Origin of the sequence: Pseudomonas sp. R84 (assembly GCF_009834515.1) — a bacterium.
Taxonomy (GTDB): domain Bacteria; phylum Pseudomonadota; class Gammaproteobacteria; order Pseudomonadales; family Pseudomonadaceae; genus Aquipseudomonas.
Genome location: NZ_CP019426.1, coordinates 1,527,916 through 1,554,891, shown reverse-complemented (window position 1 = coordinate 1,554,891; position 26,976 = coordinate 1,527,916). Strand labels below are relative to the sequence as shown.

Genomic DNA, 26,976 nt, shown 5'->3' with positions numbered 1-26,976 from the left:
AGGAAACCTGCATGCCCCTCTCGCTACTCATCCTCGCCTTGAGCGCCTTCGCCATCGGCACCACCGAATTCGTCATCATGGGCTTGCTGCCCAATGTGGCGGCCGACCTCGGTGTGTCGATCCCCGGCGCCGGTTGGCTGGTGACCGGCTACGCCCTCGGCGTGGCGGTCGGTGCGCCGTTCATGGCAATGGCCACCGCCAGACTGCCGCGCAAGGCTGCACTGGTGGCGTTGATGGGCATCTTTATTGTCGGCAACCTGCTCTGTGCGATTGCCAGTGACTACAACGTGCTGATGTTTGCCCGTGTGATCACCGCGCTGTGCCACGGTGCGTTCTTCGGCATCGGTTCGGTGGTGGCGGCCAATCTGGTGCCGGCCAACAAGCGTGCTTCGGCAGTGGCGTTGATGTTCACCGGTTTGACCTTGGCCAACGTCCTCGGTGTGCCGCTGGGCACTGCGCTGGGTCAGCAATACGGCTGGCGCTCGACTTTCTGGGCGGTGACTGTCATCGGCGTGATCGCACTGATCGGCTTGATCCGCTTCTTGCCGGCCAAGCGCGACGAAGAAAAACTCGACATGCGCGCCGAACTCGCCGCCCTTAAAGGTGCCGGGATCTGGCTGTCGCTAAGCATGACCGCGCTGTTCGCCGCGTCCGTCTTCACCCTGTTCACCTACGTTGCCCCGCTGCTCGGCGAAGTCACCGGTGTGTCACCGCGTGGCGTGACCTGGACGCTGATGCTGATCGGCCTGGGCCTGACCGTCGGCAACATCATCGGCGGCAAACTCGCCGACAAGGGCATGGCCGCCACGCTGATCGGCGTGTTCATCGCCATGGCCGTGGTCTCCACCGTGCTGACCTGGACCAGCGTCGCGCTGATCCCGACTGAAATCACCTTGTTCCTCTGGGCCACCGCGTGTTTTGCCGCCGTACCGGCGCTGCAAGTCAACGTGGTGACCTTCGGCAAAGCCGCACCGAATCTGGTGTCGACCCTGAACATCGGCGCGTTCAACGTCGGCAACGCTCTCGGCGCCTGGGTTGGCGGCAGCGTCATCGCCCACGGCTACGGCCTGACCAGCGTGCCACTCGCGGCGGCGGCTCTGGCCGTGCTCGCCCTGCTGGTAACCCTGATTACTTTCCGTCAGAACGGCAATGCCGATCTGGCCCCTGCAACTAACTGATTACTTTCCACTTACGAGGGTTGTAGACATGGCAACTATTTTTGATCCGATCAAACTCGGCGACGTCGAGCTGGCCAACCGCATCATCATGGCCCCGCTGACCCGCTGCCGCGCCGACGAAGGTCGCGTGCCGAACGCGCTGATGGCTGAATACTATGTACAGCGCGCTTCCGCTGGCCTGATCCTCAGCGAAGCCACTTCGGTAACGCCAATGGGCGTTGGCTACCCGGACACCCCGGGCATCTGGTCCAACGACCAAGTGCGCGGCTGGGCCAATGTGACCAAAGCGATTCACGGCGCGGGCGGCAAGATCTTCCTGCAACTGTGGCACGTCGGCCGGGTTTCCCACCCTTCGTACCTCAACGGTGAAGCGCCGGTGGCACCGAGCGCGATCCAGCCAAAGGGCCACGTCAGCCTGGTTCGCCCACTGGCCGACTACCCGACCCCACGCGCCCTGGAAACCGCTGAAATCGCCGACATCGTCGACGCTTACCGCACCGGTGCCGAAAACGCCAAGGCCGCCGGTTTCGACGGTGTGGAAATCCACGGCGCCAACGGTTACCTGCTCGACCAGTTCCTGCAAAGCAGCACCAACCAGCGCACTGACAACTACGGCGGCTCGCTGGAAAACCGTGCGCGCCTGCTGCTGGAAGTGACTGACGCCGCGATCGAAGTCTGGGGCGCTGGCCGTGTCGGTGTGCACTTGGCACCGCGCGCCGACTCCCATGACATGGGCGACGACAACCTGGCAGAAACCTTCACCTACGTCGCACGTGAACTGGGCAAACGCGGCATCGCGTTCATCTGCTCCCGTGAGAAAGAAGGCGCCGACAGCCTCGGCCCGCAACTGAAAGAAGCGTTTGGCGGCCCGTACATTGCCAACGAACGTTTCACCAAGGACAGCGCCAACGAGTGGCTGGCGAGTGGCAAGGCTGACGCGGTGGCGTTTGGTGTGCCGTTTATTGCCAACCCGGATCTGCCGGCTCGTTTGAAGGCTGATGCGCCGCTTAATGATGCGCACCCGGAAACCTTCTACGGCAAAGGCCCGGTCGGTTATATCGACTATCCAGCGCTGTAAGAAGCAGAAACACAAAGCCCCCGACTTGTGGTGAGTCGGGGGCTTTTTTGTGTTCGCCTGGAGAGCGATTGCGCGGCTGAGTACGTAGCCCCTCATCGGAACGCCGCCCGCCCAGCCCTCTCCCAGGGGAGAGGGAGCGGATTTGTGTGCGTTTCAAATCTGGAGTTCGACCTGATATCTCAGGTCGGCGGATCTCGAAAGAACACCTCGATCAGTCCCCTCTCCCTCTGGGAGAGGGCTAGGGTGAGGGCAAGCGGCTCACACTCATTCACACAGAAGACACAAATTCCCTACAAAATGCCTAGCTCGCTACGTATAAACTCCCCGCCGCAACCGTATATAAAAGCAGGCCAATTGACATAAGCTGTGCCAATTACGCATTTTGTTTCATTTGCGCAGGCTGGGGCTCAGGCGCAGCATATCCAACCCTGTATCGACCCAACGCTCGGCCTCGGCATGCAGCTCAAAGCTGTCCGGCGCCAGAAGCCATCCATACAGAAGGCCATCGATATAGCTGTGAATGCTGATGGCCGCGCGGGCAGTGTCGAGATCTTCCGGCAATTGGCCGCGATTGACCGCATTACGCAACGTCAGAGCGATACGCTCGTTGCAATCGAGACTGACGTCCCGGCGCTGCTGGCGCAGATCGCACATTTCATCGGTGAACTCGCACTTATGAAACAGAATTTCGTTGATACGCCGGGTTTTTGGGTCCAGCGCAACTTGATGAAACAAATGAATCAGCAGTTGGCGCATGCAGCCCAGCGGATCGAGCTCATCTTCACTTTCGCTGGCCTTGGCCAATTCATCCAGCGGCTCACGCAGCGAATCCAGCATGGCCTGGACCAGATCCGCCTTGTTGCTGAAATGCCAGTAGATGGCACCGCGCGTAACACCGGCCATTGTCGCAATATCGGCCAGCGTCGTACGGGCGACGCCCCTTTCATAAAAGGCTTTCTCCGCCGCTTCCAGAATCTGGCTACGGGTTTCTTGAGCTTCCTCTTTGGTACGACGGACCATGACAGTAAAACCTCAAACAGGATGTTTCAGGGATGGCTGAATATCCGCTGAATAAAGAGGGGGCGATCTCTCGCGGATCGGCTCCCCGGCCTACAATTTCAAACCTTGCAACGACTTTTGTAACGGGTCGGGTACGCGGCAAAGGTATTTACAAACAACCATGAACGTAAGTATATTCCTTAGCAAGCTACTTATCCACCCGGTATCCTTTTTTTACCCTTACACACTTCTTGTGCGCTCTTTGCGCGCCTGACCCGAGGATCTTCATGCAATTCAAGCCAGCTGTTACCGCTCTGGTCACTGCCGTCGCCCTGGCATCGCTGCTCAGCGGATGTAAAAAGGAAGAAGCGGCACCGGCCGCTCCACCGCCTCAGGTCGGCGTAGTCACCCTGCAACCACAAGCCTTTACCCTCACCTCCGAGCTACCGGGCCGCACCAGTGCGTTCCGCATCGCTGAAGTTCGCCCGCAGGTCAACGGCATCATTCTCAAGCGTCTGTTCAAGGAAGGCGGCGATGTCAAAGCCGGCCAGCAGCTGTATCAGATCGATCCGTCGGTCTATGAAGCGACCCTGAAAAGCGCCGAAGCCAACTTGCGTTCGACCAAGTCGATCTCCGACCGCTACAAGCAACTGGTCGACGAGCAGGCCGTCAGCCGTCAGGAATACGACACCGCCGTGGCCAACCGCATGGAATCGGAAGCGTCGTTGCAGACCGCGCAGATCAACGTGCGTTACACCAAGGTTTACGCGCCGATCTCCGGCCGCATCGGCCGCTCTTCGGTCACCGAAGGCGCACTGGTCAGCAATGGCCAGACCGACGCGATGGCGACGATCCAGCAACTGGACCCGATCTACGTCGACGTCACCCAGTCTTCGGTTGAGCTGTTGGAACTGCGCCGCGAGCTGGAAAGCGGTCGCCTGCAGAAGTCCGGGGATACCGCCGCAGCGGTCAAACTGACCCTGGAAGACGGCAGCCAATACAAGCTCGACGGTAAGCTGGAATTCTCCGAAGTCACGGTCGACCCGACTACCGGTTCCGTGACCTTGCGCGCCGTGTTCCCGAACCCGGATCACACCCTGCTGCCGGGCATGTTCGTCCGCGCCCAGTTGCAGGCCGGCGTCAACGCTGCGGCCATTCTGGCGCCGCAACAAGGCGTGACTCGCGACCTCAAAGGCACCCCGACCGCCCTGGTCGTCGGCGCCGACAACAAGGTCGAACTGCGTCAGCTCAAGGCCAGCCGTACCGTCGGCAGCCAGTGGCTGATCGAAGACGGCTTGAAAGCGGGCGATCGTCTGATCACCGAAGGGCTGCAATACGTACGCCCGGGTGTTCAGGTCAACCCGTCCGAAGCCACTAACGTAGGCAACAAGAACCCGGCCCCCGCTCAGGCAGCTGACAAAGCCGCCGGCGGCAAAGGGGAGTAATCCATGTCAAAATTCTTCATCGACCGTCCGATTTTCGCCTGGGTAATTGCCCTGGTGATCATGCTGGTCGGGGCACTTTCGATCCTGAAATTGCCGATCAACCAATACCCAAGCATTGCGCCGCCGGCCATTGCGATCTCCGTGACCTACCCGGGCGCTTCGGCGCAAACCGTGCAGGACACCGTGGTCCAGGTCATCGAGCAGCAGCTCAACGGTATCGACAATCTGCGTTATGTATCCTCGGAAAGTAACTCCGACGGCAGCATGACCATCACCGCGACCTTCGAGCAGGGCACCAACTCCGACACCGCGCAGGTACAGGTTCAGAACAAGCTGAACCTGGCCACCCCGCTGTTGCCACAGGAAGTGCAGCAACAAGGTATCCGCGTGACCAAGGCAGTGAAAAACTTCCTCTTGGTCATCGGCGTGGTATCGCGTGACGGCAGCATGACCAAGGACGACCTGTCCAACTACATCGTGTCGAACATGCAGGACCCGATCTCGCGGACCGCCGGTGTCGGTGACTTCCAGGTCTTCGGTGCCCAGTACGCGATGCGCATCTGGCTCGACCCGGCCAAGTTGAACAAGTACAACCTGACCCCGGGCGATGTCAGCACCGCGATCTCGGCACAGAACGTCCAGGTGTCTTCCGGTCAGCTCGGCGGCTTGCCGGCGTTGCCGGGCCAGCAGCTGAACGCGACGATCATCGGCAAGACCCGTCTGCAGACTGCCGAGCAGTTCAAGGCGATTCTGCTGAAGGTTAACCAGGACGGCTCGCAAGTGCGTGTCGGCGACGTCGCTGACGTCGGTCTGGGCGGTGAAAACTCGAGCATTTCCGCACAGTTCAACGGCAGCCCGGCTTCTGGTCTGGCGGTAAAACTGGCCAACGGTGCCAACGCCCTCGACACCGCCAAGGCGCTGCGCAAGACGATTGACGACCTCAAGCCGTTCTTCCCGCAAGGCATGGAAGTGGTGTTCCCGTACGACACCACCCCGGTGGTGACCGAGTCGATCAAAGGCGTGGTTGAAACCCTGGTCGAAGCGATCGTGCTGGTGTTCCTGGTGATGTTCCTGTTCCTGCAGAACTTCCGCGCTACCGTCATCACCACGATGACCGTGCCGGTGGTATTGCTCGGTACATTCGGCATCCTCGCGGCGTTCGGTTTCAGCATCAACACCCTGACCATGTTCGGTATGGTGCTGGCCATCGGTTTGCTGGTGGACGATGCCATCGTCGTGGTGGAAAACGTCGAGCGGGTGATGAGCGAAGAAGGCTTGTCACCGAAGGAGGCGACCAAGAAATCCATGGGCCAGATCCAGGGCGCACTGGTCGGTATTGCCCTGGTGCTGTCGGCGGTATTGCTGCCGATGGCGTTCTTCAGCGGTTCCACCGGTGTGATCTACAAACAGTTCTCGATCACCATCGTTTCGGCCATGGCCCTGTCGGTTCTGGTTGCACTGATTTTCACCCCGGCGCTTTGCGCGACCATGCTCAAGGCGATTCCGAAAGGCGAGCATGGCACGCCGAAGAAGGGTTTCTTTGGCTGGTTCAACCGCAATTTCGACCGTGGTGTGCAGAGCTATGAGCGCGGTGTCGGCAACATGCTGTCGCGTAAAGCGCCGTACCTGCTGGCCTATCTGCTGATCGTGGTCGGCATGATCTGGCTGTTCACGCGCATTCCGACCGCGTTCCTGCCGGAAGAAGACCAAGGCGTCCTGTTCGCCCAGGTGCAGACCCCGGCCGGTTCGAGTGCCGAGCGTACTCAAGTGGTGATCGACGAAATGCGCAGCTACCTGCTGGATAAAGAAGCAGGCGCAGTGTCCTCGGTGTTTACCGTGAACGGCTTCAACTTCGCCGGTCGCGGTCAGAGCTCGGGTCTGGCGTTCATCATGCTCAAGCCGTGGGACGAGCGTAACTCGGACAACAGCGTGTTTGCCCTGGCCCAACGTGCCCAGCAACACTTCTTCACTTTCCGCGATGCCATGGTGTTCGCTTTCGCCCCGCCCGCGGTACTGGAGTTGGGTAATGCCACCGGTTTCGACGTGTTCCTGCAAGACCGCGCCGGTATCGGTCACGACAAGCTGATGGAAGCGCGTAACCAGTTCCTCGGCCTCGCCGCTCAGAGCAAGGTGCTCTATCAGGTACGTCCGAACGGCCTGAACGATGAACCGCAATACCACCTGGAAATCGACGACGAGAAAGCCCAAGCCCTTGGCTTGAGCCTCACCGATATCAACAGCACGCTGTCGATCTCCTTCGGTAGTAGCTACGTCAACGACTTCATCGACCGTGGTCGCGTGAAGAAGGTTTACGTGCAAGGTCAGGCCGGTGCTCGCATGAGCCCTGAAGACTTGAAGAAATGGTACGTGCGCAACAACGCCGGGACCATGGTGCCGTTCTCCGCGTTCGCCAAAGGCGAGTGGATCTACGGCTCGCCGAAGCTGGCCCGTTACAACGGCGTGGAAGCGATGGAGGTGCTCGGTTCGCCAGCGCCGGGTTATTCCACCGGTGAAGCGATGGCCGAAGTCGAAGCGATTGCCAAGAAGCTGCCGGCCGGTGTCGGTATCTCCTGGACCGGTCTGTCCTACGAGGAACGTCTGTCGGGTTCGCAAGCGCCGGCGCTGTACGCCCTGTCGCTGCTGATGGTGTTCCTGTGTCTGGCGGCTCTGTACGAGAGCTGGTCGATTCCGATCGCGGTTATGCTCGTGGTACCGCTGGGGATCATTGGTGCGCTGCTCGCTACCAGCCTGCGCGGTCTGTCCAACGACGTGTACTTCCAGGTGGGGCTGTTGACGACCATCGGTCTGGCGGCTAAAAACGCCATTCTGATCGTCGAATTCGCCAAGGAACTGCATGAACAGGGGCGCAGCCTGCGTGACGCGGCGATCGAAGCCTGCCGCATGCGTCTGCGACCGATCATCATGACCTCGCTGGCCTTCGTCCTCGGTGTTGTACCGTTGGCGATCTCCACTGGCGCCGGCTCGGGCAGTCAACATGCGATCGGTACGGGTGTGATTGGCGGTATGCTCACAGCCACGATCCTGGCGATCTTCTGGGTCCCACTGTTCTTCGTTACAGTTTCGTCCATCGGCCAGCGTAAGATCGCTGACGAGGATGAAGCTACTGAAACTCCTAAAGAGGCTGGCCAATGAGCAAGTCGCTACTCTCCATCGCAGTCGCCGCCTTCGTGCTGAGCGGTTGCTCGCTGATACCTGACTATCAGCAGCCTGAGGCTCCGGTCGCAGGTCAGTACCCACAGGGGCCGGCGTACTCGCCGGCCCAGGCACCGGCGCAGGCCGCTGCCGAGCAAGGCTGGAAGCAGTTTTTCCATGACCCGGCGCTGCAACAGCTGATCCAGGTTTCGCTGGAAAACAACCGCGACCTGCGTGTCGCGGCGCTGAACATCGATGCCTATGCGGCTCAATACCGCATCCAGCGCGCTGATCTGTTCCCGGCAGTTTCGGCCAATGCCAGCGGCAGCCGTCAGCGGATTCCGGCCCGTGCCTCACAGACCGGTGATTCGAGCATCACCAGTTCGTACTCGGCCACCGTCGGCATCAGCGCCTACGAACTCGACTTGTTCGGTCGAGTGCGCAGCCTGAGCGAGCAAGCGTTGCAACAATACTTCGCTACTGAAGAAGCGCGTCGCAGCACCCAGATCAGTCTGGTCGCCAGCGTCGCCAACGCTTACCTGACCTGGCAAGCGGACAAGGAACTGCTCAAGCTGACGCAAGACACCCTCGGTGCCTTCGAAGAAAGCTACAAGCTGACCAGCCGCAGCAACGAAGTCGGTGTCGCTTCGGCACTGGACCTGGCGCAGTCGCGTACCTCGGTGGAAAACGCCCGGGCACAACTGGCGCGTTACACCCGCCAGGTCGCGCAGGACGAAAACAGCCTGACCCTGCTGCTCGGCACCGGTATCCCGGCCAATCTGCAAGCGGCCAAACCGCTGTCGGATGACCTGCTCAGCGACGTACCGCCGGGTCTGCCGTCGGATCTGCTGCAACGTCGTCCGGACATTCTGCAAGCCGAGTACAACCTGAAAGCGGCCAACGCCAACATCGGCGCGGCCCGTGCGGCGTTCTTCCCGAGCATCAGCCTGACCGCCAACGCGGGCAGCCTGAGCCCGGATCTGTCCGGTCTGTTCAAGGGTGGTTCGGGAACGTGGCTGTTCCAGCCGCAGATCAACCTGCCGATCTTCAACGCCGGCAGCCTGCGCGCCAGCCTCGACGCCGCCAAGATCCAGAAGGACATTGGCGTGGCGAACTACGAGAAGTCCATTCAAACGGCCTTCCAGGAAGTCGCCGACGGCCTGGCCGCCCGCCAGACCTACACCGAGCAGTTGCAAGCGCAACGTGACTTCGTTCAGGCCAACCAGGATTACTACCGTTTGGCCGAACGTCGCTACCGCATCGGCGTCGACAGCAACCTGACCTTCCTCGATGCCCAGCGTCAGCTGTTCAGCGCGCAACAAGCGCTGATCACCGACCGCCTCGCGCAGTTGACCAGTGCGGTCAACCTGTACAAGGCCCTGGGTGGCGGCTGGAATGCGCAAACCGCGCAGAACGAACCGCTGAAAGAAGAAGCGCCGAAGATGAAGTTGTTCTGATCATCTGTTGAACAAAAAGAGCCCGCCATTTAGGCGGGCCTTTTTTTACAAAAATAGAAAACCAAACTTAGTAGACAAACATCACTTTCTGAATTCTGCCCAGAAATTTTCAGCTTCCACTTTAACCACGGTCCCGAGAGCGTCTACATAATTAAACGAAAAAGTCCCTTCAATACGCTGCTTTTCCGCATCATCAACAACAAGATGAACTTTAAGTAGACCTTTACCAAATGCATCCCCCGCAATTCCCCCATTAGGCCTGCCGGCACCAAATATAGCGCTAACCTGCCAATCATCGTCGAAGGGATTTTTTATTTCGTAGGTCTTCTGCTCCAGCTTATGGTTCGCCAGCAACATCACTGCTGGGACCTTTTCGCCAGTATCTTCTCCAAAATAAGCCTCGACTACAGTACGCCAACTCTCAATATAGAAATTGAACCATCCTGTTTTCAGCTCTTCACTCGGTAGACCCTCGCGGGTAATTCGAAGGTTAATATCACCACTTGTAGCTCTGACCTGGCTTAGATTTTCACCGAATTTCTTAATTAACCCAACATGAACGCTATTCATAGCAAGCCCTTCCCGCATCGAGAGTTTAATATGCACTTACAAGTAACAAAACCTACACCCCGGCAATCTCACCTACAACTGTCATAGCTGACAGTTGACAATTCAAAATGACTTCTATAGGGCTGGCAAATCTAATTAGATAATGATTCCAGCAGCCACTAACAACGATTGGCAACTTTTTTGCCTGCCAGAAGTATGTTTGTACAGGCTTGCCTGAAAAAAGCCCCCCATTGACCAAAAACCAAGTTCAATCTTGCGTTCGATAATCGCCCAGAACCCGCTTTACCCAATTGAATCCGAACATCCGCCCCCCGCACCATTCGCTCCACAAAACCAATAACAACAGGTTCGACACCATGCTCCCGCGCCCTGCTCCGACCGGCTGACCGCCGTCGCTTCCCCCCTGAATTCATCGCATTTCTGCACCGTAAAAAACGGCCGCAGCGCACCCGTTCGCCTTAAAAAAACAAGAGAGACCCCAGCTATGACAACCTCCCCTGCGCCCTACGCATTTCCCGGTCTGATCGCCCTGGCCCTGGCCGGCGCGGCGCTGCCCGCTATGGCTGAAGAGGCCGGTTTCATCGAAGGGGCCAAGGTCAACCTGAACCTGCGCAACTTCTACATCAACCGCAATTTCACCAACCCGACCAAGGCTCAGGGCAAGGCTGAAGAGTGGACGCAGAGCTTCATCCTCGACGCCAAATCAGGTTTCACCCAAGGCACCGTCGGTTTCGGCATGGACGTGCTCGGCCTGTATTCGGTAAAGCTTGATGGCGGTAAAGGCACCGGCGGCACGGCGTTGCTGCCGTTGGACCATGACGGTCGCCCAGCGGACAACTTCGGCCGCACCAACGTCGCCTTCAAAGCCAAACTCTCGCAGACCGAAGTGAAGGTCGGCGAGTGGATGCCGGTGCTGCCGATCCTGCGTTCGGACGACGGCCGCTCGCTGCCGCAGACCTTTCGTGGCGGGCAGATCACGTCGAAGGAAATCGACGGCCTGACCCTTTACGGCGGCCAGTTCCGCGCCAACAGCCCGCGCGACGACAGCAGCATGAGCGACATGTCGATGACCGGCAAAGCGGCGTTCACTTCTGATCGCTTCAACTTTCAGGGCGGTGAATACGTTTTCAACGAGAAACGTACGCAGATCGGCCTGTGGAATGCTGAACTCAAGGACATCTACAGCCAGCAGTACGTCAATTTGATCCACAGCCAGCCGCTCGGCGACTGGACGCTGGGCGCCAACCTCGGCTTCTTCTACGGCAAGGATGACGGCAGCGCCCGCGCCGGCGATCTCGACAACAAGACCTGGTCGGGCATGTTCTCGGCCAAATACGGCGGCAACACCTTCTACGTCGGCCTGCAGAAACTCACCGGCGACAGCGCGTGGATGCGGGTCAACGGCACCAGCGGCGGCACGCTGGCCAACGACAGCTACAACGCCAGCTACGACAATGCGCAGGAACGTTCCTGGCAGTTGCGCCACGACTACAACTTCGCTGCCATGGGCATCCCCGGCCTGACACTGATGAACCGCTATATCAGCGGCGACAACGTACACACCGGGACGATCACCGATGGCAAGGAATGGGGTCGCGAATCGGAACTGGGCTACACGGTGCAGAGCGGCGCGCTGAAGGATCTGAACGTCAGATGGCGCAACTCGACCATGCGCCGGGACTTCAGCAATAACGAGTTCGACGAAAACCGCCTCATCGTCAGCTACCCGATCAGCCTCCTCTAAACACCGCATAAAATTGTAGGAGTGAGCCTGCTCGCGATAGCGGTTAATCAGTGACATTTAAAGTGACTGACACACCGCTATCGCGAGCAGGCTCACTCCTACAGGGGTTTTGTGCCATTGGTCAGGAGAAGTGGCACTTCGCCGGTCGGCAGGTAAAGTGACAAAACCTGAAGGACTCAGGTGCTTCACCTTTGCGCTTCCGTCGTCGTAGTCGGTCCTCAAGCTGGGAGCCAGGTTGTCATCGGAAGACACCAACGATCACCGGAGGACCACCTCAATGATCTCTCGTCTCGCAACACCCGACTGGGACGCCAAGGCGTACCAGCAGTTTTCCCGTCTCAGGCAACGCCCGGTCAATGAACTGCTCGACCGTGTGGACCTGCCGAACCCGCAACGCATTTACGACCTTGGCTGCGGCACCGGCATTGCTACGCAATTGTTGGCCAAACGCTGGCCGCGCGCGCAGTTGCAGGGGATCGACAGCTCCGCGCAGATGCTCGCCGAAGCGCGCTGTTTGCCGGTCAAAGCGTTGTGGAAACATTGCGATCTGCTCGACTGGCAACCGGAGCAGCCGGCGGATCTGCTGTTCGCTGCCGCCGTACTGCATTTTATCGATGGCCATGAGACCTTGCTGCCGCGCCTGCTCGGCCATATCAACCCCGGCGGTTGTCTGGCGGCGCACATGCCAGACTGGCGCGATGCGTTGTGGTATCGGCTGGTGCTCGACACCCTTGAAGACGGTGGCCTTGGCGGCACGCCATTGGGCACACCTGAACTGCGCCAGCGCATGGCCGCGCGGCCGTTGTTGGCGCTGGAGGACTACTACCGGTTGCTCGCGCCAATGACCTCGTCGCTGGATATCTGGGAGACCGAGCAGTTGCAGGTGGTTGACGGCAAATCGCCGGTGTATGACTGGGTGAAGGTCTCGGCGCTGCGGCCGGTGATGCAGGCGCTGGATTCAGAGGAACAGGCGCGGTTTATCTATCGCTATCTGATGCGGGTGCATGAGCATTATCCGCAGGAGGCGAATGGGCACACGTTGTTTGCGTTCAAGCGGATATTTATTGTGGCCACCGTCTGATTTGTCGCGGCCACTATCGCTATCGCGAGCAGGCTCACTCCTACAGGAGAACGCATTCCAAATGTAGGAGTGAGCCTGCTCGCGATGGCGTCAGCCCGGCCAACGACTATTCCCGGGATTCGACTCCTAGCTCATCCCACACCGATTCAGCCAGATGAAACGTCGCATTCGCCGCCGGGATCCCGCAATAAATCGCACTCTGCATGATCACTTCCTTGATCTCGCCCCGGCTCACGCCATTATTGGCCGCCGCACGCAGATGCAGTTTCAACTCACCTTCGCGGTTCATGCCAATCAGCATGGCGATAGTGATCAGGCTGCGGGTATGCCGAGGCAAGCCCGGGCGCGTCCAGATATCGCCCCAGGCATGCCGGGTGATCATCTCCTGGAACTCCGAGTTGAACTCGGTCAGCGTGGTCAGGCTGCGATCGACATGCGCATCACCCAGCACTGCGCGGCGCACTTGCATGCCGTCGTCGTAACGTTGTTTCTCGTCCACAAAAACTTCCTCACTTAGCCTGCAAAAACGCCAAGACACGATCACTGAAATCTGCGCCAGCCTGCACGTTGGACAAATGCGCCGCATAAAACTCGGCGTATTCGGCACCGCGTACATGCTCCTGAATAAAGTGCCCACCAGACGGCGGTGTCACCGCGTCTTCGGTGCCGGCAATCACCAACAACGGCACGTTGATCGACGCCAGTTGCTCGCGGAAATCGGCATCACGCACCGCTGCGCAGTTGGCCGCATAACCCTCAGGCGAAGTGGCCGCGAGCATGTCGGTTATCTGCTTGGCCGCTGCCGGATGCGCCGCCGAAAAGTCCGGAGTAAACCAACGGGCAATCGATGCGTCACGCAGGGCAACCATCGCCGCAGCGCCGTCGCGCAGCACGGTTTCGATGCGTGGATTCCACACCGACGGATCGCCGATTTTTGCCGCCGTGTTGCAGACGATCAGCTTGTTCAAACGATGACCGGCATTGATGCCCAGCCACTGGCCGATCAGGCCGCCCATCGACAGTCCGCAAAAATGCGCACGGTCAATGTGCAGAGCATCGAGCAAGCCGAGCACGTCATGCCCCAGTTGCTCAATGCTGTACGGGCCCGGCGTCACCAGCGATTGGCCATGGCCACGGGTATCGAAACGCAGCACGCGAAAGTGCTCGGTGAACGCTGGCATCTGCGCGTCCCACATGTGCAGATCAGTGCCCAACGAATTGGACAACACCAGCACCGGTGCATCGACCGGGCCCTCGATTTGATAGTGCAGTTCGCCATCGGCGAGTTGAACGAAAGCCACAGCCCTCTCCTTTCAGTCAGACAATGCGTTGTGTTCGGCCACCGCGCGCTCGACCCAGGTTTTCGCCTGACCGAGGTAATGGGCGGGGTTCAAAAGATGATCGAGTTCAGCATTGCTCAGCTCGGCGGTGACCTTCGGTTCATCACCGAGAACGGCGCGCAAATGGCGCTGCTCGGCCACTGCGCGTTTGCAGCATTGTTCGAGCAAGTGATGCGCGGTGTCGCGGCCGACCCGCTGGGCGAGGACGATGCTGACGGCTTCGGCGAGCACCAGCCCCTGAGTCAAATCAAGGTTTCGGCCCATGCGCTCGGCATCGACTTCCAAGCCGTCAGCCAGCAAGCGTGCCTGTTGCAGCGAACCGGAAACGAGGCAGCAGATTTCCGGCAGGGTTTCCCATTCGGCATGCCACAAACCGAGGCTGCGCTCGTGTTCCTGCGGCATGGCGCTGAACAGCGTCGAGACCAGACCCGGCACGCGCGTCGCTGCGCCGATCAACACCGCCGCGCCGACCGGATTACGTTTGTGCGGCATGGTCGACGATCCGCCCTTGCCCGGCGCCGAGGGTTCGAAAACCTCGGCGGCTTCGGTCTGCATCAACAGGCTGATGTCGCGGCCGAATTTGCCGAGGCTGCCGGCGATCAAACCGAGCACCGCGCCGAACTCCACCACGCGATCACGCTGGGTGTGCCACGGTTGCTCGGGCAAGCTCAGTTGCAGTTCTTCGGCCAAGGGTTCTGCGACCGGCAACGCCTGTTCGCCCAACGCGGCGAGGGTCCCGGACGCGCCACCGAATTGCAGCACCAGCAAGCGCGGTTTGAGTTCACGCAAGCGCTGACGGCTGCGAGTCACTGCACCCAGCCATCCGGCGATTTTCATGCCCAGGGTCACAGGCGTCGCGTGTTGCAGCCAAGTGCGCCCGGCCAGTGGCGTGGCCGCATGGCATTGCGCTTGAGCGGCGAGCGAATCGGCCAGTTGCGCCAGATCGCTTTCAATCAACACCAGCGCCTGACGCAATTGCAGCACCAACCCGGAGTCCATCACGTCCTGACTGGTCGCGCCCAAATGCACATAACGTTCGGCTTCAGCATCACTGGCAGCAATCTGCTTGCCCAACGCCTTGACCAACGGAATCGCCGAGTTGCCGGCCGTGGCAATCGCCTCGCCCAGCGCCGCAAAGTCATACAACCCCGCGTTACACGCCGCAGCAATCGGTGCGACAGCCGAAGAAGGAATCAGACCGACCCGCGCCTCAGCCCGGGCCAGCGCCGCTTCGAAGTCGAGCATCGCCTGCACGCGGCCCTGATCGCAGAACACTTCGCGCATATCGCGGGCAGTGAAATAGGCATCGAACAATTGATTGCCCGGTCGCTGAGTCATAAACAGTCCTTGCCGGCGCGGGCCATCACGGCCCGCGCGCTTCGGGTTAAAGATCGTGGTGCAAATACGCCGCTTGTTTCGGCAAGCGCAGACTGAACAGGAAGGCGATCGCCATCATCGCCGTCACGTACCAGTAGAAGGAGTTTTCCATGCCGATGTTCTTCAGGCTCAGCGCGACGAATTCCGCCGAGCCGCCGAAGATCGCATTCGCCACCGCATAGGCCAGACCAACGCCAAGTGCGCGGACTTCCGGCGGGAACATTTCGGCTTTCACCAGGCCACTGATCGAGGTGTAGAAACTGACGATCGCCAGCGCCACGGTGATCAGCACAAACGCGAGGAACGGGCTGCTGACGCTTTTCAGGCTCAGCAGAATTGGCACGGTGAACAGCGTACCAAGCGCGCCGAACCAAAGCATCGAGTTACGTCGGCCGATCTTGTCGGCGAGCATGCCGAACAGCGGCTGCATGCACATATACAGGAACAGCGCGCCGGTCATGATGTAGCTGGCGGTCTTGGCGTGCATGCCGGCGGTGTTCACCAGGTACTTCTGCATGTACGTGGTGAAGGTGTAGAAAATCAGCGAGCCACCGGCGGTGTAACCGAGCACAGTAATGAACGCGGCTTTGTGATCGCGGAACAGTGCGCTGATGCTGCCGGCGTCTTTGTGTGCGCGGGTTTCCTTGTTGGTGGTTTCTTTCAGGCTGCGACGCAGGAACAGCGAAATCAGCGCCGCCACCGCACCGACCACAAACGGAATCCGCCAGCCGTAGGCACGCAGGTCTTCTTCGGTGAGGAATTGCTGCAGCACTACTACCAGCGACACGGCCAGCAGTTGCCCGCCGATCAGCGTCACGTACTGGAACGAGGCGAAAAATCCGCGCTGGCCCTTGAGGGCGACTTCGCTCATATAAGTCGCGGTGGTGCCGTACTCGCCGCCGACCGACAGGCCCTGCAGCAAGCGTGCGAACAACAGCAGGACCGGCGCCCAGACGCCAATGTCCTTATAGGTCGGCAGGCAGGCGATCAGCAACGAGCCGAAGCACATCATCAGAATCGAGATGAGCATCGAATTCTTGCGCCCGTGCTTGTCGGCCACGCGACCGAAAATCCAGCCACCAATCGGGCGCATCAGGAAGCCGGCGGCGAACACGCCAGCGGTGTTGACCAGTTGCACCGTCGGGTTGTCGGAGGGGAAAAACGCCGGGGCGAAATAGATCGCGCAAAAGGCGTAGACATAGAAGTCGAACCATTCGACGAGGTTGCCGGACGAGGCGCCGACAATGGCAAAGATGCGCTTGCTGCGCTCTTCACCGGTGTAATGGGAGGTGGTGGTTGTCATTGTTTTTCACTCGATAGGGACAGTGAGAGTCTAGACATACTTTGCAACAGTCCCGTTCCACAGTTCCATCTGCAACACAGTTCTCCCCTGTGGGAGCGAGCCTGCTCGCGAAGAGGGAGTGTCAGTCAACATTTATGTTGGCTGACCCACCGCTTTCGCGAGCAGGCTCGCTCCCGCAGGGGATGGTGGTGATCTATTAATAATCGAAGAACACCGTCTCGGCGTCGGTACCCTGCAGAATCACGTTCCACTGGTAAACACCCGAGGCGTCCTGCTTGGCCAGCAACGTGCTACGGCGCTCCGCCGGCACACACTCCAGCAACGGATCATCGACGTTGGCCGGCTCGCCCTCAAAGTAGATCCGCGTCAGCAAGTGCTTGACCAAGCCACGGGCAAAAACCAATACCACCAAGTGCGGCGCCTGGGTCGAGCCTTTCAGCCCTTCAACCGTGCCCGGTTTGATCGTAGTGAAACGAAAGCGCCCTTCCGCATCCACCGGCACCCGGCCGAAACCTTCAAAGTGCGGATCGAGCGGTTTGTCCTGCTCGTCTTCCGGATGGTCATACTTGCCGGCGGCATTCGCCTGCCAGACTTCGAGCATGGCGTCGTTGACGACATCGCCGTTGCCATCCACCACCTGCCCGGTGATCGCCACGCGCTCGCCGAGGGTTTGCTCGACGGTGAGGTTTTCGCGGTTCAGCCAGGTCAGGCCGATGTGGTAATACGGCCCGACGGTGTGGGACGTGGTCGCAGTCAGCGTCATCTTATTTCTCCATCGGCGTGGCTTCACGCCCGCGCAGCACGATGTCCCAACGATAACCGAGGGCGTAGGACGGAATGGTTTTTTCCAGATCGAAACTGGCGATCAGGCGTTCCTTGGCCGAAGTGTCCGGCACGCAGTTGTAGATCGGGTCGTAGGCCAGCAGCGGATCGCCCGGGAAATACATTTGCGTGACCAAGCGGGTGAGAATGCTTGGCCCGAACAGCGAAAAGTGAATGTGCGCCGGACGCCAGGCGTTGTGGTGGTTGCCCCACGGGTAGGCGCCGGGCTTGATAGTCTGGAACTGATACCAGCCGTCAGCATCGGTGACGGTGCGGCCGGTGCCGGTGAAGTTCGGATCCAGCGGCGCGTCGTGCAGATCACGCTTGTGGTTGTAGCGGCCAGCGGCGTTGGCCTGCCAGATCTCCACAAGAATCCCCGGCACCGGCAGACCGTTTTCGTCGAGTACACGGCCGTGAATGATGATGCGTTCGCCCTGCGGCTCGCCTTCATGCTGGGCGGTCAGGTCGTTATCGGTGTCGCCCACACGCTCGGCGCCGATGGTCGGCCCGGTGATTTCCGACAGCGAGTGCGGCAGAAGCACCAACGGCTTCGACGGCGAGCGCAGGTTGGTGGATTGATACGTCGGGTGCAGGTACTCAGGCTGAGTGCCTTCCTTCGGACGACGGTAACCAGGCTTGTCAGACATGTCGCTTTCCTCTGTTCTTTTTCGTCACGGCTTGCGTCAAACGCGTTCGATGGCCAGGGCCAGGCCTTGGCCGACACCGACGCACATGGTCGCCAGACCTTTCTTGCCACCGGTCTTTTCCAACTGATGCAGCGCGGTCAGCACCAGACGCGCACCGCTCATGCCCAACGGGTGGCCGAGGGCGATCGCGCCACCGTTCGGGTTAACCTGCGCGGCGTCATCGGCCAGACCCAGTTCACGCAGCACCGCCAGGCCTTGGCTGGCAAACGCTTCGTTGAGTTCGATCACGTCAAAATCGCTGACCGCCACGCCGAGACGCTCGATCAGTTTGCGCACCGCCGGTACCGGGCCGATGCCCATCACCCGAGGTGCGACACCGGCGCTGGCCATGCCGAGCACTTTGGCGCGGGCGGTCAGGCCATGCTTTTTCACGGCCTCAGCGGAGGCGAGAATCAGTGCGGCAGCACCGTCGTTGACGCCGGAAGCGTTGCCGGCGGTGACGGTTTTGTCAGGGCCGTTGACCGGTTTGAGTTTGGTCAGTGCTTCAATCGTGGTATCGGCGCGCGGATGTTCGTCCTGGCTGACCACGGTTTCGCCCTTCTTGTGGGCAATCCGTACTTCAACAATTTCTTCGGCGAAGTAACCGGCAGCCTGCGCGGCGGCGGTACGTTGCTGACTGCGCAAAGCAAAAGCGTCCTGATCGGCGCGCGAGACTTTATAGTCGTCGGCGACGTTGTCGGCGGTCTGCGGCATCGCGTCGACGCCGTACTGCGCCTTCATCAACGGGTTGATGAAACGCCAGCCGATGGTGGTGTCTTCCAGCTTCATGTTGCGCGAGAACGCCGCGTCAGCCTTGCCCATCACAAACGGTGCGCGGGACATCGATTCGACGCCGCCGGCAATCGCCAGCTCCATCTCACCGCTGGCGATGGCACGGAATGCCGTGCCGATCGCGTCCATGCCCGAAGCGCAAAGCCGGTTAAGGGTCACGCCCGGTACGCTGTCCGGCAGGCCCGCCAGCAGCAGGGCCATACGCGCAACGTTGCGATTGTCTTCGCCGGCCTGGTTGGCGCAGCCGAGGAATACTTCGTCGATAGCATTCCAGTCCACCGAGGGATTGCGTTCCATCAGGGCTTTGATTGGCACGGCGGCCAGGTCATCGGCACGAACCGCGGACAAACCGCCGCCGAAACGGCCGATCGGCGTGCGAATCGCGTCGCAGATATAAACGTCACGCATCATGCTTCTCCCGGTGCCTGACCGTGGGCGGCGGCGGTGCGCGCTTCGAGATCGCGCAGCGCGGTCAGTTCGACGTCGGTCGGTTCAGCGGTGGTTTCAACGCTGTCAGCAAAACGAATCGCCCAACCGGTGGCCGCGACCACTTGCTCGCGGGTTACGCCTGGATGCAGCGCAGTGACCACGAATTCGTGGGTGCCCTCTTCCGGCTCCATGATGCACAGGTCGGTGATGATCCCGACGGGCCCGGCGCCCGGCAGGCCCAGACGCTTGCGAGAATCGCCGCCCTCGCCGTGACCGACCGAGGTGATGAAATCAAGCTTGTCGACAAACGAGCGCGCCGACTGTTTAAGGATGATCAACACGCTTTTCGCCGAACCGGCGATTTCCGGCGCACCACCGGCACCCGGCAGGCGCACTTTCGGCGAGAAGTAATCACCGACCACGGTGGTGTTGATGTTGCCGAAACGGTCGACCTGCGCGGCGCCTAGAAAACCGACGTCTATGCGCCCGCCCTGCAGCCAATAGCGAAAAATTTCACCGGTCGGCACGACAGTGTCAGCAGTTTCCGCCAACTCGCCATCGCCGATCGACAGCGGCAATACGCTTGGCTTGGCGCCAATCGGACCCGACTCATAGATCAGCACGACGTCTGGCGAGGAGGTCAGGCGCGCGAGGTTGGCGGCTTTCGACGGCAGGCCGATGCCGACGAAGCACACCGAGCCGTTCTTCAGGCGACGGGCCGCCGCGACGGTCATCATTTCATTGGTGGTGTAAGTCATTACTTGGCCTCCGAAGCAGCGGCCAACTTGGCCTGGAACGCGCTGAAGTCAGCGCAGCCATGGATGTATTCGTTGATCCACGCGGTGAACGTCTCACGGTCGCGAGCGATCGGATCCCACGCTTGATAGAAACGATTGTCGCGCTCGTTGTAACCGTGGGCGTAGGACGGATGTGCGCCGCCGGGTACGTGGCAAACCGCGCTCAAGGCCCAGGTCGGCAACACGCAAGAGTTCATCGGCGCGTTGAGGTTGTCGACGATTTCTTCCACGGTGACGATGCAACGTTTGGCAGCCAGTGCGGCTTCTTTCTGCACGCCGAGAATGCCCCACAGCAGCACGTTGCCCTGGCGGTCGGCTTTCTGTGCGTGGATCACGGTCACGTCCGGGCGCACCGACGGCACGGCCGCCAACACTTCACCGGTGAACGGGCAAGTCACAGTCTTGATCAGCGGATTGACCTTCGGCAGGTCGGAACCAGCGTAGGCACGCAGCACCGCGAACGGTAGGCCGGATGCACCGGCGACGTAGGCATTGGCCAGGTCGGCGTGGCTGTGTTCTTCGATTTCCAGCGGCTGCGGCCATTGTTTCTCGACCGCGTCGCGCAGACGGTGCAGCGAGCCCACGCCCGGGTTACCGCCCCAGGAGAAAATCAGTTTGCGCGCGCAACCGGCGCCGATCAGTTGGTCGTAGATCAGGTCAGGCGTCATCCGCACCAGCGTCAGATCTTTCTTGCCCTGACGAATGATTTCATGACCTGCGGCCGTAGGGATCAGGTGAGTGAAGCCTTCGAGTGCGACGGTGTCACCGTCGTTGACGAATTGCTTCACCGCGTCGTGCAGCGAAAGGATCTCAGCCATGGAGCGGGCTCCTGTTTTTGTAATGAATCGCCAGTGATAAAAAGGCGCGAGGTTCAGCGCCGGAGTCACTGCAGATTAAGCCTGGGGAAATGGCCAAACAATCCGATAATCGACTGAGTGTTCGTTTATCGAACAGATTGTTGTCAGCCTATCGGTTCGTGTTTCCTGCAAAAGATCGCAGCCTTCGGCAGCTCCTACATGGGAATGCGTAACCCTGAGCTGCTGCAGGCTGCGATCTTTTCGCTTCACACCGCGATATCAGGTGGCATCCGCATGGCTGACCATGCCTTTGACCAACACTGCCGCCGTCGCCAGACCCGCAGGAATCACCAACGCCGTCAGCACCTGCTCGAAATTCCAGCCAAGGCCCAACAACGTCGCGCCCATCCACGCCCCGAGAATCGCGCCAAAGCGGCCAATCCCCAGCATCCACGACACCCCGGTCGCCCGCCCCTGAGTCGGATAAAAACGCGCGGCCAGCGACGGCATCGCCGATTGCGCACCGTTCACGCACATCCCCGCCACCAGTACCAAAGTCGCCAGCAAGGTGATGTTGCCCAGGCTCTGCCCGACCGCGTAGGCAAACACCCCGGCCAGCAGGTAGAAAATGCCGATGACCTTGTGCGGATTGAAGCGGTCCATCGCCCATCCCACAGCGACCGCGCTCAATACCCCGCCAAACTGGAACAATGCACCGATGAACGCGGCTTGCTCCATGCTCGCGCCGCTGTCACGCATCAGCGTCGGCAGCCAACTGGTCAGCAGATAAACGATCACCAGGCCCATGAAATAGGTCAGCCACAGCAGCAAGGTGCCGGTGCTGTAAGTACCGGAGAAAATCACCGCAAACACATTGCGCGCCTTGACGGTCTTCTGTTCAGGCACGCTGAAACTGGAGGCTTGAGCGACGGTAACCGGATCGATCGGTGCCAGGGTCTTGCGCACTTTGTCAGTGCCGCGGTTACGCACAACAAGGTAACGCGCCGATTCCGGCAGCCAGAACAGCAGCACCACGGCGAGGATCAGCGGCAGGATCCCGCCAATCAGCAGCAGGCTGTGCCAGCCGAACGCCGGGATCAGCTTGGCGGAAATGAACCCGCCACCGGCCATGCCGAGGTTGAAACCGCAGAACATGCTGGTCACCAGCAGCGACTTCTTGCGCTCCGGGGTGTATTCCGAGAGCAGTGTGGTGGCGTTCGGCATCCCCGCGCCCAAGCCGAGACCGGTCAGGAAGCGCAGCACCAGCAGTTGTTCAACGTTAGTGCTGTATGCCGAAGCAAGGCTGAAGGCGCCGAACAGAACCACAGCGCCCACCAGTACGACTTTTCGTCCAAAGCGGTCAGCCAACGGGCCGGAACCCAATGCACCGAAAACCATGCCGATCAACGCAGCACTCATCACCGGGCCAAGGCTGGCGCGGTCGATGCCCCAGTCCTGCGACAGCGCCGGGGCAATGAAGCCCATCGCCGCCGTGTCGAGGCCATCGAGAAAGACAATCAGGAAACACAGAATCACCACGCGCCACTGATAGCGCGAGATCGGTTGGGCATTGATGAAGGTCTGCACGTCGAGGCAGTTACCTACAGCGGACTGAGGCTGGTTCATTATTTTTATTCCACGCAAAAAACGCAGTCGAACAGCGGCCGGCCAAAGAGCGGCACGGTCACAAGAATAGAAGGTGTGGATCAGGCGTTGCGGGAAACCCGGCAACAGCGGGTGGAGCGGAGACAGTCGGAGAGCGTGCGCATGGTGAGTTGCCTCTTGTCATTATTATGGGAGTCGACAATCCGGCGGGCTCATTCACATCAGCGCCGGATGACGCTGCCGCGACATTAATGATCCGAAGGTTTTAGCGTCAATTCGATAAACGCAACACTGTGCGTTTATCGAACAGCTTCATCAGGCGAATAACTGCGCGCTGAGGTCGCGACTGGCACTGAGCAGGCCCGGCAGGAAGCGCTGCTCAAGCTCGGTACGGCTGACGCGACCAGCGTGGGTGCTGACGTTGAGCGCCGCCACCACTTGGCCAGACGCGTCGTAGACCGGCACGGCAATTGAGCGCAGGCCCTGTTCAAGTTCCTGATCGACGATGCACCAGCCTTGCTGCCGCACTTCCTGCAGGCATTCGAGCAACGCATCTGGTGTATGGATCGTGCGGCTGGTCTTGGCGACCAGTTCGGCGTGATCGAGGTATTCACGCAGCGATGTGTCATCGAGTGCTGCCAGCAGAATTCGCCCCATCGACGTGCAATACGCCGGCAAGCGCCCACCCACTGACAGGTCCACCGAAATCAGCCGCTGAGTGGTCGCCGAACGCGCGATGTAGAGAATGTCGTCGCCTTCCAGCGTGGCCATGTTGCAGGCTTCGTGCAGTTGCTCGCTCATGCGGTCGAGATACGGCTGAGCGGACACTGCCAATGGCGTCGACGACAGATAGGCGTGGCCGAGGGTCAGCACTTTGGGCAGCAATGAGTAGGTGCGACCGTCCGTGGTGGCGTAGCCAAGTTTGATCAAGGTATGCAGGCAACGACGCACGGCGGCGCGGGGAATTTCCGTGCGATGACTGATTTGGGCGATGGTCAGATGGCGCTTGCGCTCTTGAAACGCCTGCACCACCGCCAAGCCCCGGGCCAGCGAGGTCATGAAGTCCGGATCACCGGTCAGCGCCTGGATGCGTTTGGCCGGCGAGGCGACGATCGGCGGCGCCACGGAGGTGAAGGAGTTGCGCATTTGATCGTTCATTTCTTGTCCTTTTATCCGGCACGGATCAATGGGCTATACAAGCGGCTTGCCGACAAATGCACAAGCAGCGGACCTGCAACATTGGGCGATTATCGAACCGCCGACCGATAATCGCAATCAACCGTTGCGGCCGTTTCATGCGCCTTTCTGGGTTTACTCAACTTCTCTCGTTATCCGAATCACGGCCTTAGTTGTTCGACTTAATGGCGCCAAAAACCGATCACTCGCCCAATAAAGGCCACCACGCACTTCAACTAGCGACAAAAGTTGCGGGTCACAAAACAATCACACATCCAGAACCGTTTTTAACTTGGCAAAGATAGTCATTCCTGAATCGACCGCTATAATGCACCTCAGTGGCACCTCGTTTTCAAACGCCGAGATCGTCACCCGCTGTGGCGATGTCCATCGCCGACAGCCCGGCCAGCGCCTGACGCGCATTACTCATGCAACGCCTGCGCTCGCTGAAACAGGAAACTGATGCTGCGTCAGTTTTTATCTGGTGCCGTAGCCGCCTGTAACACGGAAGTCTTGATCGCCCCATCGATAAAACCAATGCCTGTCTGGGCATTGAACTCTCGGTGGCTTCGTTCAATGGATTCGTTGCAGTGCGTTTCACCAGACACATAACTCAACTCATACAGGTAGCACTGTGACGAAAGACGAACTGCGCGCGGAACTTGAGCGCCAGGAACAACGTTACAAGGAAGTTTACGGCGGGGAAGTCACCACCTACGCCGCTCAGCCAGAACCGGAACGCAAAGCGTGGCGTAAACGCCCGACCGTTCAGGATCAGGTCTTCAAGCAAGAAATCGAAAAGATCGAAAAGGAACTCAAAGCCGAAGAGCCTTGAGCCGCGGTTTTTGGATCGTTGAAGGTTTTACGTCGATACCGGTTACAAGCGCGGTGAAACGACGATGCCTTGCGCGCCCGCTACCCGCGGGCAGCGGCCATCATCCGGTCTGGCAGATTGAGGACGGGCGTCCTACAGGTTTCACAGATATTTCAGACAAGCGTTCGAGACCTCTCCGCGACGTTGAAATCGCCTGCGAAATCAGTCTTTTACGAATAAAATCAATGACTTGAAAAACCATGCGTTGTGCTGGGTTTTCATGCGCTGCAACAAATTAAATCGAAGAAGTGTGTAACCGATGAGCAGGTAGGGGATCGATTTCCAGTCTTTTCTGGCATAATCGCGCCCCCTTACGACCGGGTCAGAAAACCTTCATGATCGATTTATTCAGCGGACTGGATGCTTGGGTGCTTGTGAGCCTCTTGCTCGCCCTGACGTTTGTCCTCGCCTTCGAGTTCATCAATGGATTTCATGACACCGCTAACGCGGTAGCCACTGTTATCTACACCAAAGCCATGCCGCCCCACCTGGCGGTGTTCTTTTCCGGTGTGTTCAATTTCCTCGGCGTGCTGCTGGGTGGCGTTGGCGTGGCGTATGCCATTGTCCATTTGCTCCCGGTTGAGCTGCTGATCAATGTGAACACCGGCCATGGTCTGGCAATGGTGTTCTCGTTGCTCGCCGCGGCAATCGCCTGGAACCTGGGCACCTGGTACTTCGGTATCCCGGCGTCCAGCTCGCACACTTTGATCGGCTCGATCCTCGGTGTCGGCCTGGCCAACGCCCTGATCAACGATATTCCGTTGGCCGACGGCGTGAACTGGCAGAAAGCGATCGACATCGGCGCCTCGCTGGTGTTCTCGCCAATGGCCGGTTTCCTGATCGCCGCGCTGATCCTGATCGGCCTGAAGTGGTGGCGTCCGCTGTCGAAGATGCACAAGACACCGGAACAGCGCCGCAAGATCGACGACAAGAAGCACCCACCGTTCTGGAACCGCTTGGTCCTGGTGATCTCGGCCATGGCCGTGAGCTTCGTGCACGGCTCCAACGATGGCCAGAAAGGCATCGGCCTGATCATGCTGGTGTTGATCGGTATCGTGCCTGCACAGTTCGTTCTCGACCTGAACAGCACCACGTATCAGATCGAACGTACCCGCGATGCGACCCTGCACCTGAGTCAGTTCTACCAGCGCAACGCCGATTCGCTGGGTGAATTCCTGGCCCTGGGCAAGAGCGTGGAAGGCGATCTGCCGGAGAAATTCCGCTGCAACCCGCAGCAGACCGAACCGACCATCAGCGCCCTGCTGCACACCCTCAAAGGTGTTGCGGACTACCACTCGCTGTCGTCGGAAAGTCGTATCGAAGTGCGTCGTTACCTGCTGTGCCTGGACGACACCGCGAAGAAGGTTGGCAAGCTGCCTGGTCTGGAACCGCGTGAAAAGGCTGACCTCGATAAGCTGCGCAAAGACCTGACCACCACCACCGAATACGCGCCTTTCTGGGTGATTCTGGCGGTTGCACTGGCTCTGGGCCTGGGCACCATGGTTGGCTGGAAGCGCGTGGTACTGACCATCGGCGAGAAGATCGGCAAGCAGGGCATGACCTATTCCCAGGGCATGTCGGCGCAGATCACTACTGCCAGTCTGATCGGTATGGCCAACATTTTCAGCCTGCCGGTGTCGACCACTCACGTTCTGTCTTCGGGCGTGGCGGGCACCATGGTTGCTAACAAGAGCGGCCTGCAGGGTGGCACGGTTCGCACCATTCTGTTGGCTTGGGTGTTGACTCTGCCGGCGACGGTTGCGCTGTCGGCTGGGTTGTTCTGGCTGGCGTCGAAGGCGTTGGGTAGTTGATAGATAGCGGGACATGAGAAAGGCGCGATTCGAGAGGATCGCGCCTTTTTTTGTGTTTGGGGTTTTGGGATTGGGGGCATATCCGTTGCTGCGGGTGTTGCTGGTCAGGGTTCCGCCCTTACGGCAGTCACTTTTTCCAGACGCCGAAAAAGTAACCAAAAAGGCTTGCCCCGGCGTACGGCACTTCGCTGAGGCTCAGTGTTCCCTCGCTACGGTGGGGCAAAAGATCAAAAGCCAGAGCCAAAGCCAAAACAAGATCAAAAGCCAGATCAAAGGCCCCTCACCCTAACCCTCTCCCGGAGGGAGAGGGGACTGACCGAGGTGTTTGGGCGAGTTATGCCGACGTGAAATACCGAGTCGAACTCAGATTGTGAAACAGATCAAAAGCCCCCTCACCCTAGCCCTCTCCCAGAGGGAGAGGGCTAGGGTGAGGGGGGAGGTACGCCGACATGCGATATCGCA

At 59.7% G+C, this 26,976-nt stretch carries 22 protein-coding genes; 9 read left to right on the top strand and 13 right to left on the bottom strand.

The window, feature by feature from the left end:
* Window positions 1–11 precede the first annotated feature (11 nt).
* Both PspR84_RS06975 and PspR84_RS06970 read left to right on the top strand, forming a co-directional pair.
* Window positions 12–1,178, top strand: coding sequence for an MFS transporter (locus tag PspR84_RS06975; RefSeq protein ID WP_160056440.1), 1,167 nt, complete (start codon window positions 12–14; stop codon window positions 1,176–1,178).
* Between the two features lie 28 nt (window positions 1,179–1,206).
* The gene (locus PspR84_RS06970) at window positions 1,207–2,256 is read left to right on the top strand and encodes an alkene reductase (RefSeq protein WP_160056438.1); all 1,050 of its coding nucleotides are present in this window, start codon (window positions 1,207–1,209) and stop codon (window positions 2,254–2,256) included.
* A gap of 387 nt (window positions 2,257–2,643) precedes the next feature.
* Here the strand turns inward: PspR84_RS06970 and emhR are convergent, their stop codons facing one another.
* Entirely contained in the window at window positions 2,644–3,276 is a 633-nt protein-coding gene (emhR, locus tag PspR84_RS06965; protein WP_077571468.1) for an efflux system transcriptional repressor EmhR, read from the bottom strand.
* Between the two features lie 266 nt (window positions 3,277–3,542).
* Here emhR and emhA point away from each other — a divergent pair, with 266 nt between their 5' ends.
* The 3 genes from emhA to emhC are packed head-to-tail and all read left to right on the top strand — an operon-like array spanning window position 3,543 to window position 9,310.
* Complete coding sequence (emhA, locus tag PspR84_RS06960) at window positions 3,543–4,700, top strand: efflux RND transporter periplasmic adaptor subunit EmhA (protein ID WP_064393040.1); 1,158 nt, start codon at window positions 3,543–3,545, stop codon at window positions 4,698–4,700.
* Window positions 4,701–4,703: 3 nt separating this feature from the next.
* The gene (emhB, locus tag PspR84_RS06955; RefSeq protein WP_160056436.1) at window positions 4,704–7,853 is read left to right on the top strand and encodes an efflux RND transporter permease subunit EmhB; all 3,150 of its coding nucleotides are present in this window, start codon (window positions 4,704–4,706) and stop codon (window positions 7,851–7,853) included.
* Window positions 7,850–9,310, top strand: coding sequence for an efflux RND transporter outer membrane subunit EmhC (gene emhC, locus PspR84_RS06950; protein ID WP_160056434.1), 1,461 nt, complete (start codon window positions 7,850–7,852; stop codon window positions 9,308–9,310). The genes emhB and emhC overlap by 4 nt, the downstream gene beginning before the upstream one ends.
* 81 nt (window positions 9,311–9,391) lie before the next feature.
* Here emhC and PspR84_RS06945 read toward each other — a convergent pair whose 3' ends face one another.
* The gene (locus PspR84_RS06945; RefSeq protein WP_160056432.1) at window positions 9,392–9,880 is read right to left on the bottom strand and encodes a hypothetical protein; all 489 of its coding nucleotides are present in this window, start codon (window positions 9,878–9,880) and stop codon (window positions 9,392–9,394) included.
* 484 nt (window positions 9,881–10,364) lie between these two features.
* Between PspR84_RS06945 and PspR84_RS06940 the strand changes: the two genes are divergently transcribed.
* Window positions 10,365–11,624 carry an OprD family porin gene (locus PspR84_RS06940; protein WP_160056430.1) on the top strand — a complete coding sequence of 420 codons (1,260 nt, stop codon included), beginning with the start codon at window positions 10,365–10,367 and terminating at the stop codon, window positions 11,622–11,624.
* Between the two features lie 277 nt (window positions 11,625–11,901).
* A complete protein-coding gene (locus PspR84_RS06935) occupies window positions 11,902–12,705 on the top strand; it encodes a methyltransferase domain-containing protein (RefSeq protein WP_160056428.1) in 804 nt (267 codons plus the stop codon).
* 106 nt (window positions 12,706–12,811) lie between these two features.
* Here PspR84_RS06935 and pcaC read toward each other — a convergent pair whose 3' ends face one another.
* The 11 genes from pcaC to pcaR form a co-directional block, all read right to left on the bottom strand.
* Window positions 12,812–13,204, bottom strand: a complete 393-nt coding sequence (gene pcaC, locus PspR84_RS06930) for a 4-carboxymuconolactone decarboxylase (protein WP_025110738.1) — start codon at window positions 13,202–13,204, stop codon at window positions 12,812–12,814.
* 10 nt (window positions 13,205–13,214) lie between these two features.
* Window positions 13,215–14,006: a 3-oxoadipate enol-lactonase gene (gene pcaD / locus PspR84_RS06925; protein ID WP_160056426.1), complete on the bottom strand. Its 792-nt coding sequence runs from the start codon at window positions 14,004–14,006 to the stop codon at window positions 13,215–13,217.
* A gap of 12 nt (window positions 14,007–14,018) precedes the next feature.
* The gene (locus tag PspR84_RS06920) at window positions 14,019–15,383 is read right to left on the bottom strand and encodes a 3-carboxy-cis,cis-muconate cycloisomerase (RefSeq protein WP_160056424.1); all 1,365 of its coding nucleotides are present in this window, start codon (window positions 15,381–15,383) and stop codon (window positions 14,019–14,021) included.
* 46 nt (window positions 15,384–15,429) lie between these two features.
* A complete protein-coding gene (locus PspR84_RS06915; RefSeq protein ID WP_095049154.1) occupies window positions 15,430–16,725 on the bottom strand; it encodes an MFS family transporter in 1,296 nt (431 codons plus the stop codon).
* Between the two features lie 196 nt (window positions 16,726–16,921).
* Window positions 16,922–17,488 (bottom strand): protocatechuate 3,4-dioxygenase subunit alpha, encoded by a 567-nt coding sequence (pcaG, locus tag PspR84_RS06910; RefSeq protein WP_102902710.1) that lies wholly within the window; start codon window positions 17,486–17,488, stop codon window positions 16,922–16,924.
* 1 nt (window position 17,489) lies between these two features.
* Entirely contained in the window at window positions 17,490–18,194 is a 705-nt protein-coding gene (gene pcaH, locus PspR84_RS06905; protein ID WP_160056422.1) for a protocatechuate 3,4-dioxygenase subunit beta, read from the bottom strand.
* A 36-nt stretch (window positions 18,195–18,230) separates the two neighbouring features.
* Window positions 18,231–19,436: a 3-oxoadipyl-CoA thiolase gene (pcaF, locus tag PspR84_RS06900; protein WP_174244436.1), complete on the bottom strand. Its 1,206-nt coding sequence runs from the start codon at window positions 19,434–19,436 to the stop codon at window positions 18,231–18,233.
* Window positions 19,433–20,212, bottom strand: coding sequence for a CoA-transferase subunit beta (locus tag PspR84_RS06895; protein WP_016982817.1), 780 nt, complete (start codon window positions 20,210–20,212; stop codon window positions 19,433–19,435). Before PspR84_RS06895 ends, pcaF begins: the two co-directional genes overlap by 4 nt.
* On the bottom strand, window positions 20,212–21,069 hold the full coding sequence (locus tag PspR84_RS06890; RefSeq protein WP_160056420.1) for a CoA transferase subunit A: 858 nt from the start codon (window positions 21,067–21,069) through the stop codon (window positions 20,212–20,214). Before PspR84_RS06890 ends, PspR84_RS06895 begins: the two co-directional genes overlap by 1 nt.
* A 258-nt stretch (window positions 21,070–21,327) precedes the next feature.
* On the bottom strand, window positions 21,328–22,674 hold the full coding sequence (locus tag PspR84_RS06885; protein WP_160056418.1) for an MFS transporter: 1,347 nt from the start codon (window positions 22,672–22,674) through the stop codon (window positions 21,328–21,330).
* A 294-nt stretch (window positions 22,675–22,968) separates the two neighbouring features.
* Window positions 22,969–23,811, bottom strand: a complete 843-nt coding sequence (gene pcaR / locus PspR84_RS06880; RefSeq protein ID WP_007917109.1) for a pca regulon transcriptional regulator PcaR — start codon at window positions 23,809–23,811, stop codon at window positions 22,969–22,971.
* A gap of 652 nt (window positions 23,812–24,463) precedes the next feature.
* Between pcaR and PspR84_RS06875 the strand changes: the two genes are divergently transcribed.
* Window positions 24,464–24,664 (top strand): hypothetical protein, encoded by a 201-nt coding sequence (locus PspR84_RS06875; RefSeq protein WP_008080067.1) that lies wholly within the window; start codon window positions 24,464–24,466, stop codon window positions 24,662–24,664.
* Between the two features lie 374 nt (window positions 24,665–25,038).
* A complete protein-coding gene (locus PspR84_RS06870; RefSeq protein ID WP_034153067.1) occupies window positions 25,039–26,514 on the top strand; it encodes an inorganic phosphate transporter in 1,476 nt (491 codons plus the stop codon).
* Window positions 26,515–26,976 lie beyond the last annotated feature (462 nt).